The organism is Streptomyces sp. NPDC045021, from assembly GCF_056432645.1.
The window spans coordinates 51,359-68,516 of sequence record NZ_JBWKIQ010000013.1 but is presented as its reverse complement, the minus strand read 5'-3'; the positions used below and the strand labels follow the sequence as shown (position 1 = coordinate 68,516).

Sequence of the window (17,158 nt, the reverse complement as noted above, 5' to 3'; positions counted from 1 at the left end):
GACAACCGCGCTACCGCGTACCTCATGTGCGCACGGGGAGTTGGAAGCAGCCTTGTCCGAGATCGACCTGTCAACCGAGCCGCTGGCCCTCGCCCAGGCGGGCGTGGACCGCGCCGCCCACCACCGTCTCGACGAGGCCTGGCTGGCCGCCGCCTGGAGCCATCCGACGACCCGGGTCTTCGTGGTCTCCGGCGGCCAGGTGCTGGTCGAGGAGAAGGACGGCCGCACCGAGCTCGTCATGGTCCCGGCCTTCGACGCGCCCGAGACCGAGACCCACCGCTACTTCCTCGGCATCGGCGAGGACGGCGTGCGGTACTTCGCGCTGCAGAAGGACTCGCTGCCGGGCCGGATGGACGACGTGGCGCGGGCGGCGGGGCTGCGCGAGGTGGCGGGGCTGCTCTCCCCGCTGGAGGCCGGCCTGATGGTCCACGCGGTCGCGCTGGAGAACTGGCAGCGGATGCACCGCTTCTGCTCCCGCTGCGGCGAGCGCACCGTCATCGCCGCCGCCGGCCACATCCGGCGCTGCCAGGCGTGCGGCGCCGAGCACTACCCGCGCACCGACCCCGCCGTGATCATGCTGGTGACGGACGACCAGGACCGCGCGCTGCTGGGCCGCCAGGCGCACTGGCCGGAAGGGCGCTTCTCGACGCTCGCGGGCTTCGTGGAGCCCGGCGAGTCGCTGGAGCAGGCGGTGGTCCGGGAGACCGCGGAGGAGGCGGGGGTGGCGGTCGGCGACGTGACATATGTCGCGAGCCAGCCGTGGCCGTTCCCGTCGAGTCTGATGCTCGGCTTCATGGCCCGCGCCACCTCGCCGGACATCCAGGTCGACGGCGAGGAGATCCACGAGGCCCGCTGGTTCTCCCGCGAGGACCTGCGCAAGGGCATCGAGTCCGGGGAGATCCTGCCGCCCGGCGGCATCTCGATCGCCGCCCGCCTGATGGAGCTCTGGTACGGCAGCCCGTTCCCGGCAGCCGGCTAGGAGCGTTCTGCACAGCACTCCGCCGGGGCGCCTGCGCGCCCCGGCGGATGTGGGTGGAACCAGCGAGTGGAACCAGCGGATGGAATCAGCGGCTGGAACCAGCGGCTGGAACCAGCGGGTGGGATCAGACGCCGAGCTTCTGCTTGACCTGCGCCAGCGACGGGTTCGGCAGGGCCGACCCGTCCGGGAAGAGGACGGTGGGGACCAGCTGGTTGCCGCCGTTGACCTTCTCGACGAACGCCGCGGACTCCGGGTCGTTCTCGATGTTGATCTCCGTGTAGCCGATGCCCTCGCGGTCCATCTGGCCCTTGAGCCGACGGCAGTATCCGCACCAGGTGGTGCTGTACATCGTCACAGTGCCCGACATGGGTGTCCGCTCCTCACAAGCAGGTGGAATCTTCGATCCGGAGAACGCTAACCCTGGTCCGGGCATTCCTGCGCTCCCCGATGTGACCGGTTCCCCACCGCCGGCGGTCCGACAATCGCACCTCAGCTGTGGATAACTTTCCCGACCGCCTCCGCGGACCTGGCAGCATGGCGGGGTGACCGCAGCAACGCACACCTCGCTCTTCCCAGCAGTACCGGATTCCCCCGACGCCGTGCTCGAAGGGCTCGACCCCGAGCAGCGCGAGGTCGCCACGGCCCTGCACGGGCCGGTCTGCGTGCTGGCCGGCGCCGGCACGGGCAAGACCCGGGCGATCACCCACCGGATCGCCTACGGGGTCCGGGCGGGGATACTGCAGCCCGGCAGTGTGCTCGCGGTCACCTTCACCGCCCGCGCGGCGGGGGAGATGCGCGGAAGGCTGCGCCAGCTCGGCGCGGGCGGTGTCCAGGCGCGTACGTTCCACTCCGCCGCGCTGCGCCAGCTCCAGTACTTCTGGCCGCGCGCCATCGGCGGTGAGATGCCGCGGCTCGTCGAGCGCAAGGTCCAGCTCGTCGCCGAGGCCGGCGCCCGCTGCCGGATCCGGTTGGACCGCAACGAGCTGCGGGACGTGACGGGCGAGATCGAATGGTGCAAGGTCACCCAGACCGTCCCGGAGGACTATCCGGCCGCCGCCGCGAAGTCCGGCCGCGAGGTCCCCCGGGACCCGGCCGAGATCGCCAAGATCTACACGACGTACGAGCAGCTCAAGCGGGACCGCGGCGTCATCGACTTCGAGGACGTACTGCTGCTCACGGTCGGCGTCCTGCAGGAGCGCCCGGATGTCGCGGACACCATCCGCTCGCAGTACCAGCACTTCGTCGTCGACGAGTACCAGGACGTCAGCCCGCTCCAGCAGCGGCTGCTGGACCTGTGGCTCGGCGGCCGGGACAACATCTGCGTGGTCGGGGACGCGTCCCAGACCATCTACTCCTTCACCGGCGCCACCCCGGACTACCTGCTCGGCTTCCGCTCCCGGCACCCGCAAGCCACCGTCGTGAAGCTCGTGCGCGACTACCGCTCCACCCCGCAGGTGGTGCAGCTGGCCAACGGGCTGCTCTCCCAGGCCAGGGGCCAGGCGGCCCAGCACCGGCTGGAACTGGTCTCGCAGCGCGAGTCCGGCCCCGAGCCCGGCTACACCGAGTACGTGGACGAGCCCACCGAGGCCGAGGGCACTGCCCGCCGGATCAAGGAGCTCATCGGCAGCGGGGTGCGGCCCAGCGAGATCGCCATCCTCTACCGCATCAACGCCCAGTCCGAGGTCTACGAGCAGGCGCTCGCCGACGCGGGTGTGCCGTACCAGCTGCGCGGAGCGGAGCGCTTCTTCGAGCGGCCCGAGGTCCGCGAGGCCGGGCTGCTGCTGCGCGGCGCCGCCCGCGCGGGAGCCGGCTCGGACCCCGGCATGGATGACGCGAAGCTGCCCGAGCACGTCAGGGCCGTCCTGAGCTCCCGCGGCTGGGCTTCAGAACCGCCCGCCGGATCGGGCGCGGTCCGGGACCGCTGGGAATCGCTGGCCGCCCTGGTCCGGCTCGCCGACGACTTCGCGCTGGCTCGCCCCGAAGCCACCTTGTCGGACCTCGTCGCGGAGCTGGACGAGCGGGCCAGTGCCCAGCACGCCCCGACGGTCGAGGGTGTGACCCTCGCCTCACTTCACGCCGCGAAGGGTCTGGAGTGGGACGCGGTGTTCCTCGTCGGCCTGACCGAGGGCATGATGCCGATCACCTACGCCAAGACCGACGAGCAGGTCGAGGAGGAGCGCCGGCTGCTCTACGTCGGCGTCACCCGGGCCCGGCTCCACTTGTTTCTGTCCTGGGCGCTCTCCCGCTCGCCCGGCGGACGGGCCACCCGCAAGCCCTCACGCTTCCTGGACGGCCTGCGGCCCGGTTCCGCGGCTCGCGGCGCCGGAAACCGCTCCGCGGCCGGCACCGGTGGCATCGAGCGCGGGGTGGCGGCGGCCAAGCGCAAGCGCGGCCCGGTGCGCTGCCGGGTCTGCGGCCGCACCCTGTCGGAAGCCGGTGAGATCAAGCTGATGCGCTGCGAGGACTGCCCCTCCGACCTGGACGAGGGGCTGTACGAGCGGCTGCGCGACTGGCGCCTGGAGCAGGCCAAGGAGCTGGGCCAGCCCGCGTACTGCGTCTTCACCGACAAGACGCTGCTGGCCATCGCCGAGGTCCGGCCCGAAGGGCCGGCCGAGCTCTCCGCGATCGCCGGAGTCGGCAGCCGAAAGCTGGACAAGTACGGCGCCGAGGTCCTGGCGCTGTGCACCGGCGCGGCCCCCTCCGAGGAGAACGGCCCGATCCGGTGACGAAGCTGTTGCAGAAGAAGCAGGAAAATAGTTTGCGCGCGGCGAGGAAGTCCCCATAGCCTTCCGGAGCACGGTCACTGCGGCTCTTCCAAGAGCCGGGGAGATCGTGATGTACTGAGTAAGCACCACAGGCCCTACGAGACGCCGAGAGGAGGCGAAGACCCGTGACCATCAACTTCGAGAACGTGAAACTGACCGATCGTCCGGTCGTCGTCGCCACCTGCCCGCTCGGCTCCCCGCTGCCCGGCACCGGTATGTCCGGTGCCCCGGCTCTGCGCCTGGCTTCCATCGCGGAACTCTCGATCCGCGAGCGCAGCGAGCGAGCGACCAAGGCACCGGCAGTACGGGAGACGAAGGCCCCGGCCTATGTCTTCACGTCCGGCGGTGCCGGTCACAGCACAAATGGACAGAAGCAGCAGCACCTCTCGATGTGGGCCTTCCGCGGGCTCGAACCCTGGAGCGATCCAGTCTGATCGACGATCAGACCGGCACCTTCCAGGGCCGCGGAATCCCAGACCGGGATCCGCGGCCCTTTTGTTTTCTCCAGCCGAAAACCGGCCCACCGGCCGGACCAGACAGACGAGGAATACCAAGACCGTGCATGCCACCCCGCACGCCCCGTCCGTATCGCCCACAGACCCGCTTCCCCCGCCCGCGGTCCACTCGGAGGTCCCGTTGCTGCCCCTGACCGAGCTCGATGACGAAATCGAGCGCCTCGGTGTACCCGTCCCCTGCCGGACCTACGACCCGGAGGTCTTCTTCGCGGAGTCCCCGGCCGACGTCGAGTACGCCAAGTCGCTGTGCCAGACCTGTCCCGTCCGCGAGGCCTGCCTCGCCGGTGCGAAGGACCGCCGGGAGCCCTGGGGCGTCTGGGGTGGAGAGCTCTTCATCCAGGGCGTCGTCGTAGCCCGCAAGCGCCCCCGTGGCCGTCCGCGCAAGAACGCAGTAGCGGTGTGAACGCCAACGCCGTAGGAACCATCGACCGACCCCTGACGCACGACCCGAAGAAGCAGGTCCCCATGAACCCCTCCACAGAAGTGGCGCACGCCACCGAAGCCCCGCGACACACCTCCGGCGCCTACAGCGCCCGCCAGAACAGGAACCTCGAAATGCAACTCATGCCAGAAGCCTTGGCACGTGCCCATATGCAACAACGCCTCTACGAGGCCGAGCACGAACGTCAGGCCCTTCGACTGGTGTCGGCGCGCCGACTGCAGCGCCGGGCCGAACGCGTCTCGCTCCGCGCCCGCCGTGCGCTGGCGATGGCCGTCATGCAGTAACACGCACCAACGGCCGCCCACCCGCGGCCGCGTACCACCACTCCGTGCTCACAACGAACACCGCGGGGCCGGTCCGAAAGGACCGGCCCCGCGGTGCGTTACGGCGCATCAACGGGCACGGGTAGAGGTATCGTCACCAAGTGGACCAGAAGACTCAGCACAACCGGGTCGGGACTGCCCAGACAACGACGTGCGCGCGCTGCGGTGCCGTCGAGGAGGGTCTGCCGATCACCTGGACCTGCTCCGTGGAGAACAGCCGGCGCGTCTACTTCTGTGACCGGTGCGGCCGGGAGAACCTCCGCAGTATCGAAGGTCGTCTCGACTCCTCCTGGTGGTAGCGCCGCCGGATTGGCACTATGCCGACTCCGCCGCCCCACCGGCGTCGAAGCCCGGCAGCCACTCCAGCAGTTCGTCGCGCAGCCGCACCGTCGCGCCCAGCTGGCACAGCACCCCGATGGTGCTCAGCGTCACGCGGTGGATCAGCAGATACGACGGCGGCAGGTTCAGCTGCTTGCCCAACTGATGGGCGGGTGAGCGCGGATCGGCGATCCGTGCCGCCTGGGCTCGCATCCAGCTGCGGACGAAGGTGAACTCCTCGGACCCGGCCGGCTCGATGATCGGCCGCAGATAATCCAGCACCGCGTCCGGGCGCAGCTTGATCGACGGGCGGACGAACCCCTCCTGGCGCAGCATCGCGTGCACCGATTCGGCGTCGCCCTCCAGCGCCAGCCGCAGCGCGGTGCCGATCGGCAGCGGCAGCCCGTCGGGCAACCGGTCCACCGTCCCGAAGTCCAGCACGCCCAGCCGCCAGCCCTCGGCGGGGCCGTCGTCCACCAGCAGCCGGAAGTTTCCCGGGTGCGGGTCGGCGTGCAGCAACCCGGTACGCGCCGGGCCCGCGAACAGGAAGCGCGCCAGCAGCTGTCCCGCCCGGTCCCGCTGCTCCCGCGTGCCCTTGGCGATCACCTCGGCCATGGGCACGCCGTCCATCCACTCGGTGACCAGGACCTGATCGGCCTGGTGCACCACATCGGGCACCGACACATCGGGGTCGTCGGCGAACTCCGTTGCGTGAGCGTGCTGTGCCTGCGCCTCCAGCTCGTAGTCCAGCTCCTCCGAGACGCGGGCGCGCAACTCCGCGATCAGCGGCTTTATGTCCATCCCCGGGATCATCGGGCCGAACAGCCGGGCCACCCGGCCCAATTGGGACAGGTCGGAGAGAAGAGCCTCCCCGGCACCCGGGTACTGCACCTTCACCGCGACAGCCCTGCCGTCGTGCCACACCGCGCGGTGCACCTGGCCGATCGAGGCGGCCGCTGCCGGCGTTTCGTCGAACTCGGTGAACAGCTCCCGCCAATCCGTGCCCAGCCGCTGGGCGAGCACCTTGCGCACCGTGGCGACGGGCATCGGCGGTGCCGAGTCCTGCAGTTTGGTGAGAGCGGCCCGGTAGGGACCGGCCACGTCCTCGGGCAGCGCGGCCTCGAACACCGACAGCGCCTGGCCGAACTTCATGGCCCCGCCCTTGAGCTCTCCGAGCACTTTGAACAGCTGCTCGGCGGTGCGTTCCTGTAGTTCGCTCGCGACGACCTCGGCGGGACGACCGCCCAGCCGCCTGCCCAGCCCGAGTGTGGCGCGGCCCGCGAACCCCAGGGGGAGCGCGGCCAGTTTCGCGGTGCGAGTCACCGCCTTACGAGGAAGATCAGACATACGCCCCTCATTCCCGTCGGTCACCCGGCCATTGTGCCTCTCCGCACTCGCGGCGCTGCGGGCAGCACCGCCCTCGCGTCACTTCCCGCACCACAGCCGCATCTGATGTCACCCGGCACCGGTCGTACTTCCATGGAAAGCCGGGCCAGCGCCAGCTCCACCCGGGCCCCGGAACTCGGGGGGCTTCCGCCGTCGAGGAAGGCCAGCGCGTGGGCCGCGGCCAGTCCCGCGACGGTCGTCGCCAGGGCGATGTCGCAGGCCGGAACCGCGGGCGCCCGGCCCGACCTGAGCTGGGCCAGCATCCGCGGCCAGGCGGGATCCTCGTCCGCCAGCCGCAGTGCCAGACAGCCCGCGCAGCCGGTACGCCCCGGAACGACGAGCGGGCCCACCACCCCCATGCCCTCGACGACGCCCGTATGGAGGTGCGGAATACCCGCCGCGAGCAATCGCTCCGCCTCGCGGGGCTCCGGCGCGTAGGCCGCCAGCCCGTCGCGCGGGGCCACCACGACCAGCGCCAGCCGGGGATCCTCCGGCTCCTGTCCCGGCCCGCACCCGGAACCCGGTCCGCGCCCCGGCCGGGGACCACGCCGGCCGAGCGCCGCCGCGCGCGGATCGGGCGCGGCCCGGCGCACCGCCCCGCGGGCGGCCGCGTCCCGCCGCTCGCCGATGTGCTCGGCGGGGATCCCGCCCGGGCTCACGTCCCACGGCTCGACCCTTCCGCCGTCCATCACCTCGACCCGGCCGACGCCGGCCGCCGACAGCAGCGCGGCGACGGCCGCCCCGACCCGGCCGGCCCCGCGGACCCGCACCCGCACCGCCCGCCGCTCCCGCATCCGGCCGGCCGCGCCGCCGGGGCCCGCGTGCACGACGGACAGCGCGGCGAGGTCGGGCCGCAGCCGGTCGATCGCCGCCGTCCGGTGCCGGACCGCCTCGGAGAGCCGGGCGTGCGCCGCCGCGTCGTCCAGCACGCCGCCCTCGGCGAGCAGCCCCAGCAGCTGCCGCACCTGCTGCGGTCCCAGCCCCAGCGCCTCGGCGTCCCGGGTCAGCAGGGCCGCCCCGCGGGTGCCGTCCAGCAGATCGAGGAATCCCGCCGCCGCGCCGTCGACCGAGTCCAGGACGACCGCGTGGGCCGGATCAATTCCGAACTGCACGCTCTCGCGGTTGCGCCAACTGCGCCGCATGGCGGTTTTGAGCATGGGACGCATGGCCACCCCCGGTAGATCATCCGCGGATCCATTCATGATCCGCTCGTTCGGCATCGCCGTAATGCGGCAGTCACAGAATGCATGCGGGCGCCGACAGTGACGAAAAGTTATCCACAGGTTGTGAGGGATAGTCGTTCAATATGCGCACGAAGCGAGGTGATTCCCGGGCCAACCGGCCCGGGGACGGGACTTCCCGGACCCCCACCCGGTAACGTCGGAGCGTGTCCGCCGACCCAGCGCATGACCTCTCCAGCCAGCAGTCCCTCACCTCCCGGACGAGTGAGGTCGAAGTGCGCCGCAGCGCCCGAAGGCGCCGGACGGTCTCGGCCTACCGCGAGGGAGACCGCACCGTGGTCCTCATCCCGGCCCGGATGTCGGTGGCCGAGGAGCAACGCTGGGTGACGGTGATGCTCGAGAAACTCGAGGCGCAGGAGAGCAAGCGGATCCTCGGCGACGACGAGCTGTCGACCCGCGCCGCGCAGCTCTCCGAGCAGTATCTGGACGGCCGCGCCGAGCCGGACTCCGTCCGCTGGGTCACCAACCAGAACTCCCGCTGGGGGTCCTGCACTCCGTCCGAGGGCAGCATCCGGCTCTCGCACCGACTGCAGGGCATGCCCGAGTACGTCATCGACTACGTACTGCTGCACGAACTCGCCCATCTGTTGGTGCCGGGCCACGGTCCGAGCTTCTGGAAGCTGCTGGAGTCGTATCCGCGGACCGAGCGGGCCCGCGGATATCTGGAGGGCGTCGTCGCGGCCGGCCGGCTGCCGCAGTTGCCCACCGTCCGAGAGGAATAGCCGCTGTCGGGGTCAGGGGCTAGCCTGTCGCAACGCACATGTATTTACGGGATGGGGGACGGTCGTTCGTATGGCCAGGGAATTCCAACGTGGCCACAAGGCCAAGATCAGTGATCTCACGGCGGGGACGGATCTGTACATCGGTGTGCAGATCGCCGGACCCGGCCTGTCGTTCGACATCAGCTGCTTCGGGCTCGACGAGAAGGAGCAACTGTCGGACGACAGTTACTTCATCTTCTTCAACCAGCCCAAGTCGCCCGAGGAATCCATCCAGCAACTCGGCGCGCAGGCGGGGGACAGCGAGTCCTTCCGCGTGACGCTGGACCGGATTCCCCCCAAGATCCGCAAGCTCTCCTTCACCGCGACCATCGACGGCAACGGCCAGATGTCGCAGGTGGGGCCGGGGTACATCCGGATCGTCGCCGGCGGTGAGGAAGTCGCGCGCTACAGCTTCACCGGCGCCGAGTTCAGCACCGAGCGCGCGGTGATGCTGGCCGACGTGTACCTCAAGGACGTCTGGCGCTTCGCCGCCGTCGGCCAGGGCTTCGACGGCGGACTGGACGCGCTGCTGCGCAACTTCGGCGGCGAGGTCGCCGAAGAGGCGCCGGCCGCCGCGTCCCCGCAGCAGACCGGGGCGCCGGGCTTCGCGCCGCCGCCCGGTGGCGCCGCACCCGCCCCCTCCTTCGGCGCGCCCGCCGGACCGCCGCAGCCCGCACCCGCTTTCGGCGCTCCGCCCGGGGCCCCGCAGCCCGCGCCCGCTTTCGGCGCTCCGCAGCCCGCCGCCGCGCAGGGGTTCACGCCGCCCCCGGCCAACCCGTCGATCCACCAGCAGCAGACCATGATCGCGCCGCTGGCGACCCCGCCGGGCCAGGCGCCGTTCGGCCAGGTCCCGCCGCCGCAGCCGCCCCCCGGACAGGTGCCGGGCCAGCAGTTCGGCCAGCCCCCCGGCCCGCCGCAGTACGGGCAGCCCCAGTTCGGGCAGCCGCCGGGCCAGCCGCAGTTCGGCCAGGTACCGGGCCAGCCGGCACCGTACGGCCAGCCGCAGGCGGGCCAGCCGGCCGGCGGGATCTCCGGCGCCATGCAGAAGTTCCGTGAGACGCCGACCGGCCAGCGGTGGACGCAGCAGAACAACAAGATGGTGCGGGCCGACCTCTCGCAGGCCGGCGGCCAGCCGGTGCTCGCCCGGCAGGGCAGCATGGTGCTCTACCAGGGCAAGGTCGACTACAGCTACAAGGGTGCCGGGTTCGCCGGCCGGATCGTCGGCGGCGCCACCGGCCAGGAGATGCAGCTGATGCGCTGCACCGGGCAGGGCCAGGTCTTCTTCGCGGAGAACGGCGCCCATCTGCACCCCATCGAGCTCCAGGGAGACGCCATCTGCGTCTCCTCCGAGAACGTCCTCGCGTTCGACGAGAGCCTGCAGTACGAGGTGCGCAGGATCGAGGGCCACGGCATCCCCGGCGGCGCGCTCTTCACGATGCAGTTCCAGGGCACCGGAACGATCATCGTCAAGACCCACGGCACCCCCGTGGTGCTGCCGGTAACCCCGACCACGTACGCGGACTGCAATGCGATCGTCGCCTGGTCGGCGGCGTCCCAGGTGATCATCTCCAGCCAGGTCCGGCTGCGGAGGAACGCCTACCCCGGCCACAGCGGAGAGACCGTGAACCTCCAGTTCCGCGGCGCTCCCGGCAACTTCATCGTCGTCCAGCCCTACGAGGTGTGACCCGCAATGGACCAGCAGATGATCGCGGGCTACGCACCGACCCCGGTGTCCGCCCGGATGGAGACGCACGGCTCGGCGATGCTCAAGGTCGCCATGCAGACCGGCCAGGACCTGTTCGCCCGCACCGGCTCGATGGTCGCGTACGAGGGCTTCGTCCAGTACGAGCCCAACCCGCCCGCCGTCCGGCAGATGGCGTCGCAGTGGCTCACCGGTGAGGGCGCCCCGCTGATGAAGTGCACCGGCGACGGCCTGCTCTACCTGGCCGACTACGGCGCCGACGTGGTGTGCGTCAATCTCAACAACGAGTCCCTGTCGGTCAACGGCACCAACCTGCTCGCCTTCGACGCGCACCTCCAGTGGGGCGTCGAGCGGGTCAAGGGGCTCGCCAAGTTCGCCGGCCAGGGCCTGTTCAACGTGGGGGTGAAGGGCACCGGTTGGGTCGCCATCACCTCCCGCGGCACGCCGATCGTCGTCGACTGCGGAAGCGGCGCCGACGAGACCTACGTCGACCCGGACGCGCTCGTCGCCTGGTCGTCGGGGCTCAAGATGAAGGCCAAGCGCAGCTTCAAGGCGTCCTCCCTGATCGGGCGGGGCAGCGGCGAGGCATTCCAGATCGCGTTCTCCGGCCAGGGCTTCGTCGTCGTACAGCCCAGCGAGGACAGCACAGACCGCCTCCGGGCACGGGGCTGAGGGGGAGCGACCGATATGCAGAGCCCGCTTTTCGCGAACACCGAGGTCCAGTCGAACGACCTCTACGCACTCCAGAACCCGTACCTGCTGCGGGTCAAGCTGGAGGGCAACTCCGGCCGTGACTGTCTCGCCCGCAAGGGCTCGATGGTCGCCTACCAGGGCATGATCGAATTCGACGGCGAGTACCAGTCGCGCAACCAGGGCGGCGCGCGCATGGCCACCGGCGAGGGCCTGGACCTGATGCGCTGCTCCGGGCAGGGCACGGTCTACCTCGCCAACCTGGCCCAGCACATCCACGTGGTGGACGTCGACCATGACGGCCTCACCGTGGACAGCGCCTACGTGCTCGCCCTCGACTCCGGGCTGCACTGGGACGTGATCGCCGTGGACAGCCAGTTCGGCCTGTCCGGCACCGGCGCCTACAACCTGAACATCTCGGGCCAGGGCAAGGTCGCGCTGATGACCTCGGGCAAGCCGCTGCTGATGCCGGTCACCCCGGACAAGTACGTGTCCTGCGACGCGGACGCGGTGGTCGCCTGGTCCTCCTCGCTGCGCGTCCAGATGCAGGCGCAGACCAGCAGCTCGTCGGTCTACCGCCGGCGGGGCAACACCGGCGAGGGCTGGGAGCTCAACTTCGTGGGCCAGGGGTACGTCCTGGTGCAGCCCAGTGAGCTGATGCCGCCGCAGAACGCGCAGCTCGGCCAGGGCCTGCTGGCCCAGTACGGCGTGGGCCAGCAGGGCGCCCACGCCCAGAACCAGGGCAACATCTGGACCAACAACCGCTGAACCGGGTTGGTGCGGGCCGTGCCCGCGCGCCGCCTCAGAGCAGCGCGCGGGTACGGGCCAGCAGCGTTTCGACCGAACCGTCGGCGACCGAGCCGACCTCGTCGTAGCCGTACCAGCGCAGGTCCAGCGACTCCTCGCTGATCGCCTCGACTGCGCCGGCCTGCGCGATCGCCGCGTACTGCACATCCAGGTGCCAGGCGCAGGGCGTCGAGTGCCGGTCCAGGTTCACCGGCTCCGGACGCAGCAGCGTCAGCCCGGGAATGCCGGACTCCTCGGTGGCCTCGCGCAGCGCGGCGGCCGCCAAGGTGGCGTCCTCCGGCTCGCAGTGGCCGCCCATCTGGAGCCACATCTTCAGCTTCTTGTGCAGGGTCAGCAGCACTCGCCCGGTCGTCGGGTCCACCACCAGCGCGCTGGCGGTGATGTGCCCCGGCTGCGACGCCTTCCACATGCCGTCGGGAGTGCTGTCGAGATGATCGAGGTAGGCCAGCCGCAGGCGCTCCTGGCCGGCATCGGGCGCGTCCCACTCCTTCAGGACGCGCACCGCGTCCGCGTGCAGAGTCACTTGCCCTCGTCGTCCTTGCCCAGGTCGGGAGCGCCGGAGCCGTCGTCCGGCTTCTTCGTCCCGTCCTTCTCGGTCCCGTCCGTGGTCAGGCGCTTCTCGGCGGCCTCGCCGAGCATCTTGTCGAGCTCGGAGAAGTCCGCGCTCTCGCGGTGCACGAAGCCGTCCGGATCGTCCAGGTCCTCCGCGGTGGGCAGCATGTCCGGGTGCTCCCACAGGCCGTCACGGCCGTCGACACCGCGGGCGTCGGTCAGCGAGGCCCACAGCCGGGAGGCGTCCCGCAGCCGGCGCGGGCGCAGCTCGAGACCGATGAGCGTCGCGAACGTCTGCTCGGCGGGGCCGCCGGTCGCCCGGCGGCGGCGCAGCGTCTCGCGCAGCGCGGCGGCGGACGGCAGGTGCGGGGCCGCGGCGGCGTGCACCACGGCGTCCACCCAGCCCTCGACCAGCGCGAGCGCCGTCTCCAGCCGGGCCAGCGCCGCCTTCTGCTCGGGGGTGTCCTCGGGCTGGAACATGCCCTGCGCCAGCGCTTCCTGCATGGCCTCGGGGTTCGACGGGTCGAGCTGGCCGACCGCGTCCTCCAGCTTCGCCGTGTCGACCTTGATGCCGCGCGCATACCCCTCGACGGCGCCGAACAGGTGCGCCCGCAGCCACGGCACATGGGCGAAGAGCCGCTGGTGGGCGGCCTCGCGCAGCGCCAGGTACAGCCGCACCTCCTCCTGCGGGACGCCCAGGCCCTCGCCGAAGGCCGCGATGTTCGCGGGGAGCAGCGCGGCCTTGCCGGCCGGGCCGAGCGGCAGACCGACGTCGGTGGAGCCGACCACCTCGCCCGCCAGGGTGCCCAGCGCCTGGCCGATCTGGCTGCCGAACATCGCTCCGCCCATGGAGCGCATCATCCCGAGCAGCGGGCCGGACATGGCCTGCATCTCCTCGGGCAGCACATCGCCCATCGCGGCGCCGACCCGCTCCGCGACCGGGTCCACCAGCTCCTTCCACACCGGCAGGGTCGCCTCGACCCATTCGGCGCGGCTCCACGCCACGGCGCTGCCCGAGCCGGAGGGCAGTGACGTCGCCCCGTCCAGCCACAGGTCGGCCAGCCGGACGGCCTCGGAGACCCAGGAGCGGTCGGCCGGGCCGACGCTCGCGTCCTTGACGCCGTCCGCGGTGCCCTGCGCGACCGTCTGGCGCGCGATGTCCTTGGCCATGTCCCAGTTCACCGGGCCGCCCTCGTACGAGAGCATCTGGCCGAGCTGCTGGAAGGCGGCGCCGAGGTCATTGGGGTTCAGGGAGCCGAACATCGCGGCGAAGGGGTTGTCCCCGCCGGCGCCACCGAACGGGTTGACGCCACCGAAACCGAAGGGATTGTTGGCAGGCCCCTGCCCCGGCCCGCCGCCGCCCTGGTTCTTGCCCTCGTCCCCGTCCTCGGGCTCCTCGGGAGGGACGCCGAATCCGAATGGGTGGTCGCTCACGGGTTTCCTCGGCTCTATGTGTTGGGGCTGTGTGTTGTGGGCTGTCCCTCCAGCCTAGACATCAGTCAGGCAGGATGGCTGCGTACCAAGTGCGCACCTCGTACCAGAAACAACCGTGGGAGACACCCGGTGAGTTCCCCAGAAGCACACGTTCGCCCAGAGCGGAGCCCGTCCAAGGCCCCCGCGGGCCCTGTGGTGGCGATCACCGGTGCGGCGTCCGGCCTCGGCCACCTCCTCGCGCTGCGGCTCGTCGAGTCCGACGAGGTCAAGAAGGTCGTCGCGATCGACGAACGCCGCGGAGACGTGCCCGGCGCGACGTGGCGGGTGCTCGACGTGCGGGACCCGGCCATCGCTGAGAAGCTGCGCGGCGTCGACGTCGTCGTCCATCTGGGCCTCGACCTCGATCTGGAGTCGGACCCCAAGGCGCGTACCGCCTTCAACGTGCGCGGCACCCAGACCGTGCTCACCGCGGCGGCCGCCGCCGGGGTACGCCGTGCGGTGCTCTGTACCTCGGCGATGGTCTACGGCGCCCAGGCCGACAACGATGTACCGCTGGCGGAGGACGCCCCGCTGCGGGCCACCGCCGAGGCCAGCTTCGTCGACGACCTGCTGGAGATCGAACGGCTCGGCCGCAGGGCCCCGCGCGCGCACCCCGGGCTGAACGTGACGATCCTGCGCCCCGCCGTCCTGGTCGGTGGCACGGACACCGCTCTGACCAGGTATTTCGAGTCGCCTCGACTGCTGGTGGTGGCGGGCAGCCGGCCCTGCTGGCAGTTCTGCCACGTCGAGGACCTGGTGTCGGCGCTGGAGTACGCGGTGCTGGAGAAGGTCGACGGCGAGATGGCGGTCGGCTGCGACGGCTGGCTGGAGCAGGAGGAGGTCGAGGAGCTGTCGGGCATCCGCCGGATGGAGCTGCCGCCGGCCATCGCCTTCGGCGCCGCCTCCCGCCTGCACCGCCTCGGCCTCACCCCGTCCCCGGCCGGCGATCTGGCGTACACGATGCACCCGTGGGTGGTCAGCGGCAGCCGGCTGCACGAAGCGGGCTGGCGCCCCCAGTGGACCAACGAGGAGGTGTTGGCGCAGCTCCTGGAGGAGGTCGCGGGCCGCAACTCCGTCGCGGGCCGCCGACTGGGCCGCAAGGACGCCACCACCCTGGGCGCGGCCGGCGCGACGGTCGCCCTGGTGGGCACCGCCGCCCTGGTGCGCCGGGCCCGCAAGCGGCGCGGAATCTAGGCGCGGCGCGGCCCAGGAAAGGGGCACCACCCCTCGTGGAGCAACCACCGGAATCGAACTTCCGCATCGCGGGCGGATGAGGCAGCATGTGCCGCATGGCACCGACGCACGCTGACGCGCAGAACCCGATCCGGCTCCTGGAGATCCGCGACACGCCCCTGTCCGTGGACGAGGTCTTCGCGGCCGTCGGGCACGAGGCCGCCGGGGGTACGGCGCTGTTCGTCGGCACCGTACGGGACCACGACGGCGGTTCCGGCGCGGAAGTGACCGGTCTCGGCTACTCCTCGCACCCCACCGCGGAAGCGGAGATGCGCCGGATCGCGGAGAAGATCGCGGCGGAGTACCCGGTCCGGGCGCTGGCCGCGGTGCACCGTGTGGGTGACCTCCAAGTGGGCGATTTGGCGGTGGTCGTGGCAGTCTCGTGCCCGCACCGCGGCGAGGCGTTCGCGGCCTGCCGCCAGCTGATCGACGAGCTCAAGGCCGAGGTCCCGATCTGGAAGCACCAGACCTTCGCGGACGGCCAAGAAGAGTGGGTCGGCGCGTAGCGCTGTCAGGGAGAGTGCTCGGACGGCCGACTCCGGTTGCGTAACTCCTTACCCGCCCCGACCGTTGTCCTACTGGGTGGTTAATCTGCTCATAGGTCCATAATTGGCGTACGCGGGGTCGGGAGTACTTCATGGCAGCGCTCGCTTGGTTGCTCATTCCGCTTGTGGCCGTGCTCGTTGCCACCGTCTGGGGCAGCTGGGCCGCGCGTACCCGTGCAACCGGGGACGGATCCTCGCTGGCGGACTATGAGCGATTCCGTGAGGCGATGCAGAAGTCCCATTCCGGATAGTCCGGGCCCGGGCGCCCCGACCCCTACGGACCGGCCCAGCGGACCGTTTGTCGGACCGGTCCCGTACATTCGTGGCATGCCACGCCGCACCGCGACGCTGATCGCCTCGACCCTGACGCTGATAGCGCTGCTGTGCGTCGCCCTTCTGACGCCTGCGCCGTACGCCGAGATGTCACCCGGGCCGACCGTCAACACCCTTGGTGACCACGGGGGTGAACCGGTCCTGCAGATTTCCGGGCACCAAACCTATCCGACGACCGGCCATCTCAACATGACCACCGTCAGGGTGACCGGCGCGGACTACCGGATGAATCTGGTGGAGGCCGTTGTCGGCTGGATCGGCCATGACGAGAAGGTCGTCGAACACGACACCCTCTACCCGCAGGGTCAGACCGCCGAGCAGGCCGACCAGCAGAACGCCGAGGAGTTCACCCAGTCCCAGGACAGCGCCAAGGTCTCGGCGCTCCGGAAGCTGAACATCGCGGTCTCCTCGCGGGTCATCGTCGGCGCGGTCGTCAAGGGCGGTGCCTCCGAGGGCAAGCTGCACGCCGGCGATGTGATCAAGGCGGTGGACGGCACCGCGGTGAAGGAGCCGGGCGATGTCGCCAAGCTCGTCACCAAGCACCAGCCGGGTCAGAACGTCGTCTTCACCGTGATCCCGGAGGAGGCGGCGAAGAAGAAGGACGGCGCCTCGCAGGAGGTCGCGGTCACCACCCGGAAGTCGACCGACGAAGGGCAGGCGCGGGCGGTCGTCGGCATCCAGGCCGGTGTGGAGCACCTCTTCCCGTTCACCATCGACATCAAGCTCGCCGATGTCGGCGGTCCGAGCGCGGGCCTGATGTTCGCCCTCGGCATCGTCGACAAGCTCACGCCGGGCGACATGACCGGCGGGAAGTTCGTGGCCGGCACCGGCACCATCGACGACAACGGCAAGGTGGGCCCGATCGGCGGTATCGGGCTCAAGACGATAGGGGCGCGCGGCCAGGGTGCGCAGTACTTCCTCACCCCGGCCGACAACTGCGCCGAGGCCGCCAAGGACGTCCCCTCCGGCCTCACCCTGGTCAAGGTGAGCACGATCGACGACGCCATGTCGGCCCTGGAGAACATCAAGGCCGACCGGACGGCCGGTCTGCCGAGCTGCTCGAAGAGCTGACCCCCGCCGGGCGGGCCCGAAA

18 protein-coding genes are annotated in these 17,158 nt (G+C 71.0%); 13 read left to right on the top strand and 5 right to left on the bottom strand.

Going from position 1 to position 17,158, the window contains the following annotated elements; genetic code table 11:
• Nucleotides 1-52: 52 nt before the first annotated feature.
• A complete protein-coding gene (gene nudC, locus AC07DC_RS32410) occupies nucleotides 53-979 on the top strand; it encodes an NAD(+) diphosphatase (RefSeq protein ID WP_478918054.1) in 927 nt (308 codons plus the stop codon).
• A 124-nt stretch (nucleotides 980-1,103) separates the two neighbouring features.
• On the opposite strand, the gene AC07DC_RS32405 is transcribed toward nudC, so the two are convergent.
• On the bottom strand, nucleotides 1,104-1,346 hold the full coding sequence (locus AC07DC_RS32405) for a mycoredoxin (protein WP_138350959.1): 243 nt from the start codon (nucleotides 1,344-1,346) through the stop codon (nucleotides 1,104-1,106).
• Between the two features lie 175 nt (nucleotides 1,347-1,521).
• Here AC07DC_RS32405 and AC07DC_RS32400 point away from each other — a divergent pair, with 175 nt between their 5' ends.
• The 5 genes from AC07DC_RS32400 (at nucleotide 1,522) to AC07DC_RS32380 (ending at nucleotide 5,323) form a co-directional block, all read left to right on the top strand.
• Nucleotides 1,522-3,705 (top strand): ATP-dependent DNA helicase UvrD2, encoded by a 2,184-nt coding sequence (locus AC07DC_RS32400; protein ID WP_478918053.1) that lies wholly within the window; start codon nucleotides 1,522-1,524, stop codon nucleotides 3,703-3,705.
• A gap of 164 nt (nucleotides 3,706-3,869) precedes the next feature.
• Nucleotides 3,870-4,178 (top strand): hypothetical protein, encoded by a 309-nt coding sequence (locus AC07DC_RS32395; protein ID WP_478918052.1) that lies wholly within the window; start codon nucleotides 3,870-3,872, stop codon nucleotides 4,176-4,178.
• A 124-nt stretch (nucleotides 4,179-4,302) separates the two neighbouring features.
• A complete protein-coding gene (locus tag AC07DC_RS32390; protein WP_164298475.1) occupies nucleotides 4,303-4,662 on the top strand; it encodes a WhiB family transcriptional regulator in 360 nt (119 codons plus the stop codon).
• A 62-nt stretch (nucleotides 4,663-4,724) separates the two neighbouring features.
• Entirely contained in the window at nucleotides 4,725-4,985 is a 261-nt protein-coding gene (locus tag AC07DC_RS32385) for a hypothetical protein (protein ID WP_478918051.1), read from the top strand.
• A 140-nt stretch (nucleotides 4,986-5,125) separates the two neighbouring features.
• Complete coding sequence (locus AC07DC_RS32380; protein ID WP_138350955.1) at nucleotides 5,126-5,323, top strand: hypothetical protein; 198 nt, start codon at nucleotides 5,126-5,128, stop codon at nucleotides 5,321-5,323.
• A gap of 16 nt (nucleotides 5,324-5,339) precedes the next feature.
• On the opposite strand, the gene AC07DC_RS32375 is transcribed toward AC07DC_RS32380, so the two are convergent.
• Both AC07DC_RS32375 and AC07DC_RS32370 read right to left on the bottom strand, forming a co-directional pair.
• A complete protein-coding gene (locus AC07DC_RS32375) occupies nucleotides 5,340-6,689 on the bottom strand; it encodes an ABC1 kinase family protein (protein ID WP_478918050.1) in 1,350 nt (449 codons plus the stop codon).
• Nucleotides 6,690-6,709: 20 nt separating this feature from the next.
• Nucleotides 6,710-7,894, bottom strand: a complete 1,185-nt coding sequence (locus AC07DC_RS32370; RefSeq protein WP_478918049.1) for a TOMM precursor leader peptide-binding protein — start codon at nucleotides 7,892-7,894, stop codon at nucleotides 6,710-6,712.
• 221 nt (nucleotides 7,895-8,115) lie between these two features.
• On the opposite strand from AC07DC_RS32370, the gene AC07DC_RS32365 reads away from it, so the two are divergent.
• The 4 genes from AC07DC_RS32365 (at nucleotide 8,116) to AC07DC_RS32350 (ending at nucleotide 11,890) form a co-directional block, all read left to right on the top strand.
• Nucleotides 8,116-8,691 carry a M48 metallopeptidase family protein gene (locus tag AC07DC_RS32365; RefSeq protein WP_478918048.1) on the top strand — a complete coding sequence of 192 codons (576 nt, stop codon included), beginning with the start codon at nucleotides 8,116-8,118 and terminating at the stop codon, nucleotides 8,689-8,691.
• Nucleotides 8,692-8,761: 70 nt separating this feature from the next.
• Nucleotides 8,762-10,414 (top strand): TerD family protein, encoded by a 1,653-nt coding sequence (locus AC07DC_RS32360; protein ID WP_478918047.1) that lies wholly within the window; start codon nucleotides 8,762-8,764, stop codon nucleotides 10,412-10,414.
• A 6-nt stretch (nucleotides 10,415-10,420) separates the two neighbouring features.
• On the top strand, nucleotides 10,421-11,104 hold the full coding sequence (locus AC07DC_RS32355; RefSeq protein ID WP_138350950.1) for an AIM24 family protein: 684 nt from the start codon (nucleotides 10,421-10,423) through the stop codon (nucleotides 11,102-11,104).
• A 15-nt stretch (nucleotides 11,105-11,119) separates the two neighbouring features.
• The gene (locus tag AC07DC_RS32350) at nucleotides 11,120-11,890 is read left to right on the top strand and encodes an AIM24 family protein (protein WP_478918046.1); all 771 of its coding nucleotides are present in this window, start codon (nucleotides 11,120-11,122) and stop codon (nucleotides 11,888-11,890) included.
• A 34-nt stretch (nucleotides 11,891-11,924) separates the two neighbouring features.
• On the opposite strand, the gene AC07DC_RS32345 is transcribed toward AC07DC_RS32350, so the two are convergent.
• Nucleotides 11,925-12,452: an NUDIX hydrolase gene (locus AC07DC_RS32345; RefSeq protein WP_478918045.1), complete on the bottom strand. Its 528-nt coding sequence runs from the start codon at nucleotides 12,450-12,452 to the stop codon at nucleotides 11,925-11,927.
• Nucleotides 12,449-13,915, bottom strand: a complete 1,467-nt coding sequence (locus AC07DC_RS32340) for a zinc-dependent metalloprotease (RefSeq protein WP_478918044.1) — start codon at nucleotides 13,913-13,915, stop codon at nucleotides 12,449-12,451. The genes AC07DC_RS32345 and AC07DC_RS32340 overlap by 4 nt, the downstream gene beginning before the upstream one ends.
• Before the next feature lie 129 nt (nucleotides 13,916-14,044).
• Between AC07DC_RS32340 and AC07DC_RS32335 the strand changes: the two genes are divergently transcribed.
• From AC07DC_RS32335 to AC07DC_RS32325, 3 genes are all read left to right on the top strand, one after another.
• Nucleotides 14,045-15,148, top strand: a complete 1,104-nt coding sequence (locus AC07DC_RS32335; RefSeq protein WP_250977615.1) for an SDR family oxidoreductase — start codon at nucleotides 14,045-14,047, stop codon at nucleotides 15,146-15,148.
• An 86-nt stretch (nucleotides 15,149-15,234) separates the two neighbouring features.
• Nucleotides 15,235-15,693 carry a molybdenum cofactor biosynthesis protein MoaE gene (locus tag AC07DC_RS32330; protein ID WP_478918043.1) on the top strand — a complete coding sequence of 153 codons (459 nt, stop codon included), beginning with the start codon at nucleotides 15,235-15,237 and terminating at the stop codon, nucleotides 15,691-15,693.
• A 366-nt stretch (nucleotides 15,694-16,059) separates the two neighbouring features.
• Nucleotides 16,060-17,136, top strand: a complete 1,077-nt coding sequence (locus AC07DC_RS32325) for a YlbL family protein (RefSeq protein ID WP_478918042.1) — start codon at nucleotides 16,060-16,062, stop codon at nucleotides 17,134-17,136.
• The last annotated feature ends 22 nt before the right edge of the window (nucleotides 17,137-17,158 follow it).